This window comes from Pontivivens nitratireducens (assembly GCF_014235845.1).
GTDB classification, from domain to species: Bacteria; Pseudomonadota; Alphaproteobacteria; order Rhodobacterales; family Rhodobacteraceae; genus Pontivivens; species Pontivivens nitratireducens.
Genome location: NZ_JACJUQ010000005.1, coordinates 157,883 through 172,457, shown reverse-complemented (window position 1 = coordinate 172,457; position 14,575 = coordinate 157,883). Strand labels below are relative to the sequence as shown.

11 protein-coding genes and 1 pseudogene are annotated in these 14,575 nt (G+C 60.8%); 5 read left to right on the top strand and 7 right to left on the bottom strand.

Annotated elements, in window-relative coordinates:
- The first annotated feature begins 5 nt into the window (after positions 1 to 5).
- From H1S03_RS08055 to H1S03_RS08045, 3 genes are read left to right on the top strand one after another with little or no spacing between them, the layout of a single operon-like run.
- Complete coding sequence (locus H1S03_RS08055) at positions 6 to 788, top strand: TatD family hydrolase (RefSeq protein ID WP_185803963.1); 783 nt, start codon at positions 6 to 8, stop codon at positions 786 to 788.
- Positions 788 to 1,585 (top strand): MBL fold metallo-hydrolase, encoded by a 798-nt coding sequence (locus H1S03_RS08050; RefSeq protein ID WP_185803962.1) that lies wholly within the window; start codon positions 788 to 790, stop codon positions 1,583 to 1,585. The genes H1S03_RS08055 and H1S03_RS08050 overlap by 1 nt, the downstream gene beginning before the upstream one ends.
- A gap of 21 nt (positions 1,586 to 1,606) precedes the next feature.
- The gene (locus H1S03_RS08045; RefSeq protein ID WP_185803961.1) at positions 1,607 to 2,551 is read left to right on the top strand and encodes an AEC family transporter; all 945 of its coding nucleotides are present in this window, start codon (positions 1,607 to 1,609) and stop codon (positions 2,549 to 2,551) included.
- On the opposite strand, the gene H1S03_RS08040 is transcribed toward H1S03_RS08045, so the two are convergent.
- The 7 genes and pseudogenes from H1S03_RS08040 to H1S03_RS08010 form a co-directional block, all read right to left on the bottom strand.
- The gene (locus H1S03_RS08040; RefSeq protein ID WP_185803960.1) at positions 2,498 to 3,217 is read right to left on the bottom strand and encodes a hypothetical protein; all 720 of its coding nucleotides are present in this window, start codon (positions 3,215 to 3,217) and stop codon (positions 2,498 to 2,500) included. The two genes, H1S03_RS08045 and H1S03_RS08040, sit on opposite strands and share 54 nt — an antisense overlap.
- A pseudogene (locus tag H1S03_RS08035) lies at positions 3,214 to 4,071 on the bottom strand (ABC transporter permease); the annotation flags it as partial. The gene H1S03_RS08040 and the pseudogene H1S03_RS08035, both read right to left, overlap by 4 nt.
- 30 nt (positions 4,072 to 4,101) lie before the next feature.
- A complete protein-coding gene (locus H1S03_RS08030) occupies positions 4,102 to 5,364 on the bottom strand; it encodes an ABC transporter permease (RefSeq protein WP_185803959.1) in 1,263 nt (420 codons plus the stop codon).
- Between the two features lie 163 nt (positions 5,365 to 5,527).
- The gene (locus H1S03_RS08025) at positions 5,528 to 6,640 is read right to left on the bottom strand and encodes an extracellular solute-binding protein (RefSeq protein WP_185803958.1); all 1,113 of its coding nucleotides are present in this window, start codon (positions 6,638 to 6,640) and stop codon (positions 5,528 to 5,530) included.
- Positions 6,641 to 6,749: 109 nt separating this feature from the next.
- The gene (locus H1S03_RS08020) at positions 6,750 to 7,853 is read right to left on the bottom strand and encodes an ABC transporter ATP-binding protein (RefSeq protein ID WP_185803957.1); all 1,104 of its coding nucleotides are present in this window, start codon (positions 7,851 to 7,853) and stop codon (positions 6,750 to 6,752) included.
- 189 nt (positions 7,854 to 8,042) lie between these two features.
- Positions 8,043 to 8,471: a type II 3-dehydroquinate dehydratase gene (gene aroQ, locus H1S03_RS08015; protein ID WP_185803956.1), complete on the bottom strand. Its 429-nt coding sequence runs from the start codon at positions 8,469 to 8,471 to the stop codon at positions 8,043 to 8,045.
- Positions 8,472 to 8,514: 43 nt separating this feature from the next.
- Positions 8,515 to 9,330, bottom strand: coding sequence for an alpha/beta hydrolase (locus tag H1S03_RS08010; RefSeq protein ID WP_185803955.1), 816 nt, complete (start codon positions 9,328 to 9,330; stop codon positions 8,515 to 8,517).
- Positions 9,331 to 9,799: 469 nt separating this feature from the next.
- Here H1S03_RS08010 and H1S03_RS08005 point away from each other — a divergent pair, with 469 nt between their 5' ends.
- Together H1S03_RS08005 and H1S03_RS08000 are read left to right on the top strand one after the other, a co-directional pair.
- Positions 9,800 to 12,919, top strand: a complete 3,120-nt coding sequence (locus tag H1S03_RS08005; protein ID WP_185803954.1) for a Hint domain-containing protein — start codon at positions 9,800 to 9,802, stop codon at positions 12,917 to 12,919.
- 337 nt (positions 12,920 to 13,256) lie between these two features.
- On the top strand, positions 13,257 to 14,288 hold the full coding sequence (locus tag H1S03_RS08000) for a YeiH family protein (RefSeq protein ID WP_185803953.1): 1,032 nt from the start codon (positions 13,257 to 13,259) through the stop codon (positions 14,286 to 14,288).
- Positions 14,289 to 14,575 lie beyond the last annotated feature (287 nt).

Below are 14,575 nucleotides of genomic sequence, written 5' to 3'. Positions count from 1 at the left end.
GCCCCATGCTCACCGACAGTCACTGCCATCTCGACTTTCCCGATTTTGACGACGACCTGTCGCAGGTCATCGCCCGTGCCCACGCGGCGGGCGTGAACCGGATGGTCACGATCTGCACCAAACGCGCGGGGCTGGCGAAGGTACACTCCATCGCGGAACGGCTGCCCGAGGTTTGGTTCGCCTACGGCATTCATCCGATGAGCGTGGCATCCGAACCCATGATCGAGGTGTCCGAACTGGTCGAGGCCGCGCAGCATCCGCGCATGGTCGGCATTGGTGAGACTGGACTGGACTATCATTACACGGCGGAAAGCGCGGAGGCGCAGCAGACCAGCCTGCGCCGTCATATCGAGGCATGCCGCCAGACGGGTCTGCCCCTCATCATCCACTCACGCGCGGCGGATGACGACATGGCCGCGATCCTGCGGGAGGAGCACGCCAGCGGCCCGTTCACCTGCGTGATGCACTGCTTTTCCTCGGGTCCGGACCTGGCCGCCACGGCGCTGGAGCTCGGCTTCTACCTCAGCATGTCGGGGATCGTGACCTTTCCGAAATCAACCGAACTGCGTGAGATTTTCGCGACCGCCCCGCTTGACCGTATCCTGGTCGAGACGGACAGCCCCTACCTCGCCCCGGTTCCCCATCGCGGCAAGCGGAACGAACCGGCCCATACCGCCCATACCGCGGCCCGCGGGGCGGAGGTTTTCGGCATCAGCGTCGAGGATTTCGCGGCCCATACCGAAGCCAATTTCGAGCGCCTGTTCACGCGCACCGTGGCGGCTGCGTGATGGCGCGAATGGTGTTCACAATATTGGGCTGCGGATCGTCCGGCGGGGTTCCGCGCCTTGGCGGGCATTGGGGATCATGCGACCCGGAAGAGCCGAAAAACGCCCGGCGCCGCTGCTCGCTGCTGATCGAGCGGTTCGAGGGGGAGGACGCCACCCGCGTTCTGATCGACACCTCACCTGACATGCGAAACCAGCTGCTGGAAGCAGGCATCGGCACCCTCGACGGTGTGGTTTATACGCATGAGCATGCGGACCATGTTCACGGGCTGGACGATTTGCGCATGATCGTGTTCAACATGCGCGCCCGCCTGCCCGTTTGGGCCGACGAACCGACGCGCCGCGCCTTGCTGGAACGGTTCGGATATGCGTTCAAAACACCCGAGGGCAGCCCCTATCCGCCGATCCTGTACCTCAAGCCATTGGACGGGCGCATCGAGATCGACGGCGCAGGCGGAACGATCGACATCACGCCCTTCGCTGTCGATCATGGCAGCATCCAGGCACAGGGCATCCGGGTCGGTGATTTCGCCTACCTGCCCGATGTCGCCCAGATGAACGACGCGGCGTGGCAGGCTGTCGAAGGGCTGGACTGCTGGGTGGTCGATGCCTTGCGCTACAAACCGCACCCGACACACAGTCATTACGCGCAGACGCTGGACTGGATCGCCCGGGCGCAGCCGAAACGGGCAATCCTGACCAACATGCACATCGACCTCGACTACGCGACGGTCTGTCGCGATACGCCCGAAAATGTGACGGCGGCCTATGACGGGATGAAGATCGAATATGACCTGTAGCCGCGCCCGGATCGAGTTCCCATGCTGGGACTGATCCAGATCGTCATTCCGGTCTTTCTGGTGATCGGGGCAGGCTACATCGCGACGCGGCTGAAACTGTTCAGCGATTCAGGTGCAGACGGTTTGATGGTGTTCACGCAAGGGTTCGCCATTCCCTGCCTGCTGTTCGCCGCGCTTGCCCGTCTGGATCTGGGGGCGGTGTTCGATATCAGGTTGCTGATCAGCTTCTACGTCGGCGCCAGCACCTGTTTCGTGCTGGGCATTCTGGGGGCGCGGCTGATCTTCCGACGCCGCCCGGGTGAGGCGGTGGCGATCGGCTTCGGCGCTCTCTTCTCGAACTCCGTCCTGCTGGGCCTGCCGATCATGGAGCGGGCCTATGGTACGGAATCGCTGGCGGCGAACTTCGCGATCATCTCGATCCACGCGCCGTTTTGCTATCTGCTGGGGATAACGTCGATGGAAATCGCGCGGGCGGATGGGCGCGGTCCGGTCGATACGGTGCGCGCCGTCGTGCGGTCGATGTTTCGAAACTCGCTGATGATCGGCCTCGCGCTCGGCTTTATCGTCAATCTCGGCAACATTTCCCTGCCCGATCCGGTCTGGGCAGCGGTCGATCTGATGGTACGGGCCGCCCTGCCTGCGGCCCTGTTCGGACTGGGCGCGATCCTGACGCGGTACAAGCTGTCGGCCCAGTTGCCCCAGGCCCTGATGGTCAGTGTCCTGTCGCTGATCGTGCATCCGTCGATCGCATGGCTGATGACGGTGGAGGTGTTCGATCTGTCGCCGGAATTCGTCCGCTCCGCCGTTGTTACGGCCGCGATGGCGCCGGGGATCAATGCGTATGTCTTCGCGAACATGTACGACCGGGCAAAGGGTGTGGCCGCGTCGGTGGTCCTGTTGGGCACCGGGATGTCAGTCCTCAGCGTCTCCATCTGGCTGTGGGCGCTCTCCACGCTCCAGCCTTAGCAGGTTCGACAATCGTTCCGTATCACGGCGCAGACCGCAATAACGCCCGTCGCTGACGCAATAATCGTATGATCCCATATCCAGGTTCAGCGCCATTGTCGGGGCGCAGGCGGTCTGAACTGCGACGGCAGCAGAATACAGCGTCAGGGGCTGGGCGCTTTGCCAGATGCCCAGACCGTCCTCCGTCTGGATCAGCACACGGCGGGTGAAACGCGGGGCGTCCTCGATTTCGTGAATGTCCAGTTCGCCATCCGAAATCAGCAGGTGCGACTGAAGCATTGAGATGTGGTCCTGCTTCGCCCGCTCAGCCAGGGCAAGCCGGCCTTCCGCGCTGTCGATCCCGATCACGTCGCGTCGGGTGATCCGCACGTTGTCCCCGTCGATCAGCAGGACCCCGTCCATCGGACCACCGTTGCGGTTTATGACCTCACCGTCTTGCAGGAAAAATCCAACGGGCGCGTTGCCGCCCCCTTCGCGCAGTTCCGTACCCGTATAGGCCCCTGTAACGGTAATGCCCTTGCTGTCGCTTAACGGCAGATCGTCAGGCACCACGAACAGAGTGGCCCGGGGGTTCGCATCGAAGAACAACATACCGTCAGACGTACACGCCTCGGCCATAGGGGCCGAGGCGATCAGGACTGACAACATAGCGAATTTCAGCTTCATCCAGGCGACATTCCTCGAAGGCGCTCAGACCTGCGCCGCAGCAATTCGACCGTTGTAAGCAACAGGATGGAAATGAAAACCAGAATTGTCGCGACAGCCAGAATCGTCGGGCTGATCTGTTCACGCAGGCCGGTAAACATCTGCCATGGCAGGGTTTGTTGATTGGCCGATCCGATGAAGATCACGACGACCACCTCATCGAAGGATGTGATGAAGGCGAACAGACCGCCCGAAATCACACCGGGCAGAATCAGCGGCATCTGCACCTTGAAGAAGGTGCGCACCGGCCCTGCCCCCATATTGGCGGAGGCCCGCGTCAGCGATTTATCGAACCCGACCAGGGTCGCCGTAACCGTGATGATCACGAATGGAATGCCCAGTGCCGCATGCGCCAGCACGATCTTGATATAGCCGACGAAGTTCTGGCTCCAGCCCAGCTGATCCTCCAGAAAATTACCCATCTTCGAATAGAAGAAGAACATTCCCGTCGCGGAGATGATCAGCGGCACGATCATGGGTGAGATCAGGATCGCCATGATCGCCCCGCGGAACGGAACGTGGCTCTGACTCAACCCGATTGCGGCAAGCGTGCCGAAGGTTACGGCGATCACGGTCGCAATCGGCGCGATGATGAACGAATTGCGCAATGCCTGCTGCCAGCCGCTGTCCGTAAAGAAATCCTGATAATGCTTCAGGCTGTACCCCGCCGGATCGAAACGCAGCATTTCAGGCGTGAAGGTAAAGAAATCCTGCGCGTTGAAGCTCAACGGAATGATGACGAGGATCGGGATGATCAGGAACGCGAAGATCAGGCCGCAGATGACGCGGAAACTGTAATACCAGATCGTTTGCCCGGTGGATGCATATGCAGGAAGTGACATGGCTTACCCCAGCTTCACGTTGTCGATGCCGACGAGGCGGTCGTAAACCCAATAGAGGGCCAGAACCATCGCGAGCAGAATGGTGGCGAGCGCTGCGGCAAGGCCCCAGTTCAGGCTCGACGAGATGTGATAGTAAATCCGGTTGGAAATGAACGTGCCATCCGTACCGCCGACCAGTTCAGGCGTGATGTAATACCCGATGGCCAGGATGAAGACGAGGATCGCCCCCGCCCCGATGCCCGGAACGCTTTGCGGGAAATACACCCGCCAGAAGGCCGTCCAGTCGGTCGCGCCCAGCGACTTCGCCGCGCGCAGATACGTGGGCGAGATCGTCTTCATAACGGAATAGAGCGGCAGGATCATGAACGGCAGCAGGATATGCGTCATCGCGATGACCGTCCCCGTTGCGTTGTTTATCATCGCCAATCTGTTGTCATCCGCGATGATACCGATCCAGACCAGCGTGTCGTTTATGACCCCCTGTTGCTGCAACAGAACCTTCCACGCGGATGTGCGCACCAGAAGAGATGTCCAGAAGGGCAGCAGGACCAGAATCAACAGCAGATTGGCGCTGCGCGACGGCAGGTTCGCCAGAATCCACGCAATTGGATAGCCCAGCAGGAAGCACATGAAGGTGATCGTGACCGACAGGATCATCGTGCGAATGAACAGCTTCACATAGATCGCCTGCAAATCGGACACCGGCTCGATCCCGTCGGGCGTCGCCTGCAGGTCAAGCGCGGCAAGGAAGTAGCCGGCCGTTATCGGATCGGAATTTGTCTTGATGACGTACCAGGTCTCCGGATCCACCCAATCCTCGTCAATATCCTCGAATTGAGGGGCCAGCGGCGCGGAGGTGTCCATCCGCCCCAGACGCCGCTCATTGGTTTTGCGAAACAGCGACGACATGCCCGAGGATTCGTAGTTCAAGCGCGAGCCAAGGCGCGTGTGGATTTTCTGTTCGGTGGCGATCAGCATATCGGCGTAGAGCGCCTCGAAAACCGGCTCTTCGGGCAGCAGGCCGGAATTGGCGTCCCAATCGCGCAAGGCCTCGACGGTCCGGGGGATCGTTTCCTCGACGATTGCATTGTCCACCGAGCGCAGCAGCATGTTCCCGATCGGAATGATGAATGTCAGAAGGATGAACAACAGCAGCGGCGCGACAAGCAGCAATGCCCGGATCTTCTGACGGCGCAGCGCCCTCGCGAGGGACCGCTTGAGCGGCTGGCCATCCGCGGCAAGTACGGGTTCGGTGGAGGTGCTCATCGTCCAAAATCCTTTGCGCGCGCTGACGCAGTTGTCGCCTACATTCAGGAACAGGGTGATATTCAGGAATGGGGTGGTGCGGACCACCGCATACCTGAATGCCCCTTTTGCGGGGGGCGGTGCGGCACCCCGAGGATGCCGCACCAGTGTATTCGGTCCGAGCTTACTGAAGCAGCCAGGACTGGAACTGCGCGTCGATATCGTCGCGGTTATCAGCCCACCACTCGTAGTTGAACAGGAACGTGTTCACACTGTTCGCGGGATCGGTCGGCATGTGCGGCGCCATCTCGATGCCCAGCTCCTCATGGGTGCTGACCAGCGGGGCGGAGGACGCACGGGCGGGACCGTAGGCGATGTATTTCGCCTGATCCGCCAGACGCTGCGTATCGGTCGCGAAGTGCAGGAAGTCCATCACACGGGCCAGACGATCCTCGGGCAGACCGGCGGGAACGATCCAGCCGTCCAGGTCGAACATCTGGTAATCCCACAGCATGCCGACCGGCTGGTCCTGCTCCTCGATGACCGAGAACAGACGACCGTTATAGGTCGAACCGATGACGATTTCGCCGTCAGCCAGCAGCTGCGGCGTTTCCGCGCCGGCGGACCACCAGATGGTGTTGTCCTTGATCTCATCCAGCTTGGCGAGGGCGCGTGCGACGCCTTCCTCGGTCTCCAGCATGTCGTAGACGTCTTCGTAGGCGACGCCGTCACAAATCAACGCCCACTCTACGTTGCCGATCGGGCGCTTTTCCAGCGCGCGCTGACCGGGGAATTCTTCCGTGTTCCACACATCGCAGACGGAGGAAGGCTCGGCACCGCCCCACTCCTCGACATCGGTGCGATAGCCGAACGTTGTGGAATAAACGATCTGCGGAATGAAGCAGTCGGAGATGATCAGTTCACCGAAATCCTCTGTCGGACTCGACCCGTCATCGCCCTGGGCGAGGACTTCGTCGTGGTCGATCTCCATTGCGATACCTTCGTCGCACAGGCGCATTGCGTCCGCGGCGACGACATCGACCAGATCCCAGGTCACGTTGTCAGCTTCGGACATCGCGCGCAGACGGGCGACAGCCTCGGCCGAGCTTTCGTCCCAGGTGATCTGAATTCCGGTCTCCTCGGCGTAGGGCTCGGAGTAAGCCTTTTCCTGAGAGGTCTGATATGCGCCGCCCCAGCTGACGATCGTCATGCTGTCGGCCATATGGCCCTCGGCGTTCGCGACGCCGGTGAGTGCGAGTGCGGATGTCGCACCGATCATCAATGTCTTGAGTTTCATGTTCAATTCCCTGTCCCGGTTTTGATCTGTTCCGCAGTGCACCGAACCGGGGCTCCGGTCGCTGCGGGTGTCGCCGCGCGAGGCATTACCGCCCACGCGACTATCTCGTTCAGTTCACCTCAAGCGCGCGGGCATCCGTGGGTGCCCAGCCGATCTTGATGCGCTCTCCGGGCGCCAGCCTGCGCTGATCGCCGGAATTCCTCGATTTTACAACAAATTGGTCGTTTCCAGCCACACGAAGTCGTGTGCGGAAGATATCGCCCATGTAGATCCACTCCAGCACTTCCGCATCGATCAGATGCGCGTCCTCCGGCAGACGACTGTGATCAATCTCGACCCGCTCGGGGCGGATGGAGACGAGCGTGCTTTCCCCCGGATTCGAAACGTTCACCGGTTCCGCGCTGATCAGCTCACCCGAGGGGAGGCGCACCTCGGCCACGCCATTGGCGATGCTCTCAACCGTGCCGGGCAACGTGTTGTTTTCACCGATAAACTGCGCGACGAAGCTGTTTTCGGGGCGCTCGTACAAATCCTCGGGCGGGGCGAGTTGCTGGATGCGACCGTCGTTGAAGACCGCAACCCGATCCGACATCGTCAGCGCCTCACCCTGATCGTGGGTGACGTAGACCACGGTGATGCCAAGCTGTTCGTGCAAGTGCTTGATCTCGAACTGCATATGTTCGCGCAACTGTTTGTCGAGCGCGCCCAGCGGCTCATCCATCAGAACCAGCTCCGCGTCGAAGACCAAGGCGCGGGCCAGTGCGATCCGCTGTTGCTGACCGCCCGAGAGTTGCGCCGGACGACGGCCGCCAAACTCCCCCATCTGCACCATGTCCAGCACGCGCTTTACCTTGGCCTCACGCTCGGCCTTGCCCATCTTGCGCACTTCGAGGGGGAAGGCCAGATTTTCCGCCACGGTCATGTGGGGGAACAGGGCGTAATTCTGAAAGACCATCCCGATGCCGCGCTTGTGCGGTGGAATGTTGTTGATGGAAACGCCATCGAGCTTGATCTCACCGTGGGTGGCACTCTCGAACCCCGCCAGCATCATCAGGCATGTCGTCTTGCCGGAACCGGACGGCCCGAGCATCGTCAGAAACTCACCGCGCCCGATAGAAAGGTTCAGGTCCTTCACCACGAGCGTTTCACCGTCGTAGCTCTTTTGAACACGATCAAATGTTACGAAGCCGTCGTTCGTTGAAGTGTCCGCCAAATCTGAAATCCCTGTCCGCTATCCCTGTCAGGCGTCGTTCCGCCAGCTTGCCCCAAGAGCCTAGCAGCGCTTTTTCAAGATGCAACGGGCCATCGAAAACGCTGCCAGAACAGGCACATCGCTTCGTTAATTCACCTCATGCAGGCTGGATTGCCTGAAATTTTGCTTCAAAACAGGAGGTTTTCCTTATCAGGCGAGGGCGTCGAGAGCCATAAGGTAACCTTGCGCACCGAAGCCGGCGATAACGCCCGTCGCTGCTGGGGCCACGAACGAGTGGTGGCGAAACGCCTCCCGACGGTGCGGATTGGACAGATGCAATTCGATCACCTGCAGGCCATCGCATGTCTTGAGAGCGTCCAGAACCGCCACTGAGGTATGGGTGTAGGCCGCCGCATTGATGATGATATCGGCGCCCTCGCCCCTGGCCCGGTGGATGTGATCGACCAGCGTTCCCTCGGAATTCGTCTGACAGAACGTCAGCGCGATCCCACGCTCCGCAGCGCGCGCCTGGCACCTCTGCTCGATCTGGGCCAACGTATCGGAGCCGTAGATCTCAGGCTCACGCTGTCCCAGCAGGTTAAGATTCGGTCCGTTTAGGATATGGATTGTGCGGGTCATGACGGCTCCGATTTCGATGTCGCGGGCACGGTGCCGGAGATTGTCAGGAAAGCCAATGCTCGATCATCGCGCTTTGCGGATCGGCCAGATCATCTATGACATCGAAATGGTGCCGGTTCGCCGCCACCTTCAGCGTGGTGTCGGCGCCGCAGCCTGTCCAGATATTCGCAATCAACTCCGCCTGACGCAGAAATTCGGGGCGCTCCTCGGCACCGACCCAGGCCGTCAGGCGTGTGCCGTCGCGCGGCGCGTGCAGGGCCGGGCTTTCGGCGGTGGCCTCCGCCCAGTCCAGACGCAGGTCACGGTTCATGTCGGTCCTCAACAAGGGGCGCAGATCGTGCAGACCGCTGATGGACAGGACAGGACCGAGCCGCCCCGCCACCCCCTGCCCCAAGGGGCTGAGCGCGCAGGCCATGCGTGTCACCAGATGCCCCCCGGCTGAATGCCCCGCCAGATGCACCGGCCCCGCAACCATTCCGGACGCCTGTGAGACCGCGCGGGCGATCTGCGCGGTGATGTCGGAGATCGCGGCGTTCGGGCACAAGGTATAGGATGGAATGGCGACCGCGTAGCCCCTGTCCACCGCGCCCTGCGCCAGATGGGACCAAGTGGATTTGTCGAAGGTCCGCCAATAGCCGCCATGGACGAACACAGCCAGTCCCAGCGGTACCGATACCGGCATGAACAGATCGAAACGTTCGCGTTCCGAGGTGCCGTATCCCACGCTCAACCGCGCACGATCCGCATCGAGCAGGGTTTCGCGGTATTTCTCGGCACGCTCCCGCCACAGCTCCGGATAGCTCTCGGCACCCTTGATATGCGCACCATTGGCATAGGCATCGTTCCAATCGGAGATCATGCCCGCTTCCTTCTCGTAAGGCACATCGTCAAGGGTTCATGTGCCCTGCACGGTCATGCAATCAACGCAACTCGGAAATCGTTTGTGCCTGATCGTGCTGGATTTTGGAAGTCTGATTGCTCGAAATCGCAACAACACGCTAAACGTGTGCTACATGAAATCAACTCGCCTAATAAACTGTAGTCTTTGACAAAACCCGGTACTTTGCTATCTGAATCGGTTAGATTTCAGTACGAAAAGCCTGTCGTTCTTTACGTACCGCATTCGGGGCAGGTGAACGCGACATAAATGCCTGACGTAATTTCGGAGACACTCGATGGCCAATATATACACCTACTCGGCCTATACGGATGCGGAAATGAATTTCGACGGTGGTTTCACCGAATTCACAGTTCCGACGTCAGCACCATCCCTACAGATTCACATAGAGGATACGGATACAACGCTATCTCGACCTCAATCCAATGCGATGGCCTATATCTTCGATCCTTCTACTGGAACATACACAGACAGTGGTCAGGTTGAACTGGCAGTCGTCGACAGATGGGCCGTTTCCGGTGGCTTCGTCACGGTCTACGCGATCGACATCGACGGCGATATCTACAACATCATCTCGGAAAGCGAGCAGCAAACCTACTCCGGCCAGACGGCTACATACGATTCGGTGGTTGAGGGTTCGAGTATCGCCTACGACGCCATCCCCAGCTGGGGTGAGACGCTGACAGGTGCCGAGGGTGGTCCCGCTTTGGGCGGCGATGACGCAATCTACGGACTGGACGGCGACGATTCCCTGCGCGGTTTGTCAGGCAACGACACCATTACCGGCGGGGATGGCAATGACAGCCTCGATGGCGCGGTGGGTAATGACAACCTGCTCGGCGGTGCCGGCGATGACAGCGTGCTGGGGGGCGAAAACGACGATACGGTCGAGGGCGGCGACGGCGACGATATCGTCTACGGCGATGGGTCGGATGTACGCGACCCCAACCAGGATGCCGCGACTTTCAACTTCAACCGTGCCAACGTGGATACGACGAACACCAGCGACAATGGCGACGCAAACGAGACCGTCGGTGAATCGATCACTTACGAAGCCGTTGCGACCACGGCCGAGGGCGTGGTGGTCGATGCACGGTTCACCATCCTGTCGATAACCGAGTCCGATGGTACGACGCCCTCGGCGATGCCGGTCGATCTGAACAACAGCGACATGGGCGATCCCAACATCGTGATTCTGAACCTTGGGGCCACGACCACAGGTGGCCCCGGCGCGGTCTATGGCGGACACAAGGCGGAGATCATCGTCGAATTCTTCGCGGCATCAGGTCCGAATACCGGCCAACCCATCGCGCTCAACGGTACGTTCGTTTTCCGCGATCTGGATGAAACAGACCCGAATAACGGGCTGGAAACCGATGTCGAGCGGATCACGGTCGCCACCTCGGAATTCACCAGCTACGAGGTCGCGACAAATACATCGGTCGAGGTGCAGGACAACGCCAACAGTTTCACGTTCTCGGGCTCACGCAATAACGACCAGACCACCCTGAGCGCCGTGGAGCAGGAGCAAAACCAGGTCGCACTGGACTTCGTGAACCGTGAGAGCTTTACCGTGACACTTACGTCGCGACGTGTGAACTCCGGTTTCACCTTCGATACGCGAGATTTCACAACGCCGACGACGATCGGCGATGCGAGTAACGAGGGCAACGATTATGTCAGCGGCGGTGCTGGCAACGATACGCTGTACGGATCCTCGGGCACCGATACGCTGGATGGTGGAACCGGCAACGACCTGATCGACGCCGGAAACGATTCCGATATCATCCTGCTCAATGACGGGTTCGGCGCGGATACCATTCGCGGGTCCGAGGGCGGAACCGATCAGGATACACTGACCGCGATCGGTCTGTCGTCGAATGGCGTCGATGTCATTATCAGCGGTTTCTCCAACGGGAACCTGACCGGCACAGTCGAGGAATCTGGTACGGGAGACATCACGGAATTTTCCGAAATCGAAACGCTTGTGCTGTCGAACAATGACGACACCTACGATTCCACCGCCGTGGGTGCGGTGACCGTCGAAGGTCTGCAGGGTGATGACGCGATCACCACCGGATCGGGCAACGATACGATTTATGGCGGCAACGTGAACACCTCCACCGGGGGGGCCACAAGTTCGGGCAACGATACGATCAGTTCCGGTGCCGGCGACGATTACGTCTATGCGGGCGACGGTGCCGATCTGCTTATCGTCGGAACAGGCAATGACAGCATTCGCGGCCAGGCCGGCAACGACACGTTCCAGCTGGAAGACAACTTCGCCCAGGATACGCTGAGCGGTGACGGCGGAAACGATATCATCGACGCCTCAAATCTGACTGCGCATGGCATTGACGTCTTCTTCTCGAACAGCAACGACGGTACGATCAGCGATCAGACGAACGCATCCGGTGAGTTCAGCTCGATCCGCGACTTCGTATTTTCCGAGCAGGCAGACAACGTCAACGCGGACAACATCGCCTCGAACGTGCGGGATCACGATCTGGCCGGGGGTGACGACAGTTACGATGCGGATGCAAGCACCGGCAACAGAAACGTGGATGGCGGCGCGGGCAACGATACGATCGTCACCGGACTGGGCGATGACAATATCGTGGGCGGCGAAGGAAACGACAGCCTTCAGGGCAACTCGGGCGCGGATACGATGTCCGGCGGCGCGGGCTCCGATACCCTGACCATGTTCGAAAACGATACGGCGACCGGCGGATTAGGAAACGACTTCTTCAACTTCGCACCGGGCGCATCCAGCGGTGCGGGCAGCGATACGATCGTCGCCACGGGTGGTGAGGATCCCGGCGACAGCGATATCGACACGCTGTCGCTGGCGGGTCTGACAAATCTCTCCGGCAACGGCCTTACCAAGAACGACATCACCTTCGTGAACGGCGATCCCGAGGCGGGCAGCTTCACGATGGAGGATGGCACCGTCGTAACCTTCAGCGAGATGGAGCGCGTGATCTGCTTCGATTCCGAGGCGCGGATCATGACGCCGACCGGTCCCCGTGCCGCGGGAAAGCTGAAGCCGGGCGATCTGATCGTGACGCGCGATCACGGCCTGCAACCCGTGCGCTGGATGGGACGGCGGACGGTCCGCGCCACCGGGGCGTTGGCTCCGATCCAGTTCGACGCAGGCGTATTCGGCAATCGCAACGTCCTGCGCGTGTCACCGCAGCACCGGATGCTGCTGCGCGACAGTGCGCTGCGGCTGACCCACGGTGTCGATGAGATGCTGGTTGCCGCAAAGCATATGGTGAACGACACGACGATCCGTCAGATCAGCGGCGGCACCATCGAGTATGTGCACCTGATGTTCGACCGCCACGCCATCATCTTTGCCGAGGGGATCGAGTCCGAGAGCTTCCACCCCGGCGAAATGGGGTATGAGGCGCTGGACCCCGCAGGTCGAAGCGAATTGTTCGCGCTGTTCCCGGAACTGGCCGTCAGCGGCCCTCAGGGCTACGGCCCATCATCGCGTGAGACGTTGAAACCATGGGAAGTGCCTGCCAGCTTCGCGCGCAGCGCATGAAAAAACCCGCAGAACATGCTGGGGGGCCTTCGCATCTTCTGCAGGCGGCCCCGGATCCCGGGGGCATCACGCGCCTGCCGGTGGCGCGGGTCAAGAGAAACAGCCCGGTCCAACTGTGAGGCCTGCCGCACCGTGCGGCGCACTGCCTGAGATGCCGTGGCACGCAGTTGCATGACTGCCGAAAACTCTCGACCACGGCAAATGGGTTCACGGTAAATTTGTTCTGGCTAAATTTGTTCTGGCGACGCTCTATCGTTCCGCGAAGGAGCCTGCGAAAAGGGATGTGCACGATGGCGTGTGTCGTCCGCCCATACGCTGCCACGATCGAGGATGAGCCATGACCACACTGGCCGACCGGACCCGAGACGCAATCGCGAAGCTGCGCAGCATAGCTCCGGGCATGGTTCTGGCCATAACGGTCGCGCTGGCCAGTCTGTTCATTTCCGAGCATTACGGCGCACCCGCGATGCTGTTGGCGCTGCTGCTGGGCATTGCGCTCAATTTCCTGTCCGAAGACATCCGTTGCGGTCCCGGCGTCGAATTCGGCGCGCGGACGGTTCTGCGCTTCGGCGTGGCGCTGCTCGGCTTGCGGATCAGCTTTGACATGGCGCTCGAACTGGGATGGCCGGTCGTCGCACTTGTTGTCGGGGGCGTTGTCGCGACCATCGGGTTTGGCATGGCCGTGGCGCGGCTTTTCGGGTTCGGGCCGCGCTTTGCGGTCCTGTCCTCAGGCTCGGTTGCGATCTGCGGTGCGTCAGCCGCCCTGGCCATAGCCGCCGTGCTGCCGCAGGAGAAGAATGCCCAGGACCAGTTGGTGTTCACCGTGGTCGGCGTCACCATCCTTTCGACGATCGCGATGATCCTGTACCCGATCCTGGGATCGCTCGTGGCCCCTACCGACACCGTGATCGGCATCTATCTGGGGGCGACCATCCATGATGTGGCACAGGTCGTGGGGGCCGGATTCTCCGTGTCCGAAACGGCGGGTGAGACGGCGACGCTCGTCAAGCTGATCCGGGTCGCCATGCTGGCGCCCGTGGTCGTGAGCATCGCCCTGATCGTGCGCAGCAGGCTGGGCCATCCGGCTGGGGCGAGCGGGGAGGCGCAACCCGTCGTGCCGCTGTTTCTGATCGGTTTTATCGTTCTGGCCACATTGAATTCCCTGGTTGCCCTGCCCGAAATCCTGCTGTTACTGGCCGCCGACGGTTCGCGCACTCTGCTGCTGATCGCCATCGCCGCGGTCGGGCTGAAAACGGTGCCCAGGGATCTGCTGAAGGTCGGCAAGACCGCCGCCCTGCTGCTGGTGGTGGAAACGGTGTTTCTGGCGACGTTCACCGGGGTCGGCCTGATGGTGATCGGGGTGATCTGATCCAGCTTCATGTCGGGCCCATGTCCGGTCTCGGCCAAATGAACCGCTCGCTGCAATTCTGCTGGACACATGTCCAGATTATATGTTCACCTTCACATGAGCAGCAAAAAGACTGCGTCAAGGGAAGATGAAATTGCCATTCAATGCGTCATGTAACTACGTGATCGTGGGCGGTGGTTCTGCGGGGTATCCCCCTGCGGTACGCCTGTCCGGGGGTCCTCTTGTGTCCGCCTGCCTGCCTGCTGGCGGCCGGGGGCTGCGGCTGTTCGACCTTTGCGGCCCAGCTG

What these genes read in the sequence shown, in the direction of transcription:
- aroQ (WP_185803956.1), bottom strand. Translation starts at nt 8,471, where the DNA reads ATGACCCGCACAATCCATATCCTAAACGGACCGAATCTTAACCTGCTG.
- H1S03_RS08005 (WP_185803954.1), top strand. Translation starts at nt 9,800, where the DNA reads ATGGCCTATATCTTCGATCCTTCTACTGGAACATACACAGACAGTGGT.
- H1S03_RS08050 (WP_185803962.1), top strand. Translation starts at nt 788, where the DNA reads ATGGCGCGAATGGTGTTCACAATATTGGGCTGCGGATCGTCCGGCGGG.
- H1S03_RS08040 (WP_185803960.1), bottom strand. Translation starts at nt 3,217, where the DNA reads ATGAAGCTGAAATTCGCTATGTTGTCAGTCCTGATCGCCTCGGCCCCT.
- H1S03_RS08010 (WP_185803955.1), bottom strand. Translation starts at nt 9,330, where the DNA reads ATGATCTCCGATTGGAACGATGCCTATGCCAATGGTGCGCATATCAAG.
- H1S03_RS08025 (WP_185803958.1), bottom strand. Translation starts at nt 6,640, where the DNA reads ATGAAACTCAAGACATTGATGATCGGTGCGACATCCGCACTCGCACTC.
- H1S03_RS08055 (WP_185803963.1), top strand. Translation starts at nt 6, where the DNA reads ATGCTCACCGACAGTCACTGCCATCTCGACTTTCCCGATTTTGACGAC.
- H1S03_RS08030 (WP_185803959.1), bottom strand. Translation starts at nt 5,364, where the DNA reads ATGAGCACCTCCACCGAACCCGTACTTGCCGCGGATGGCCAGCCGCTC.
- H1S03_RS08000 (WP_185803953.1), top strand. Translation starts at nt 13,257, where the DNA reads ATGACCACACTGGCCGACCGGACCCGAGACGCAATCGCGAAGCTGCGC.
- H1S03_RS08045 (WP_185803961.1), top strand. Translation starts at nt 1,607, where the DNA reads ATGCTGGGACTGATCCAGATCGTCATTCCGGTCTTTCTGGTGATCGGG.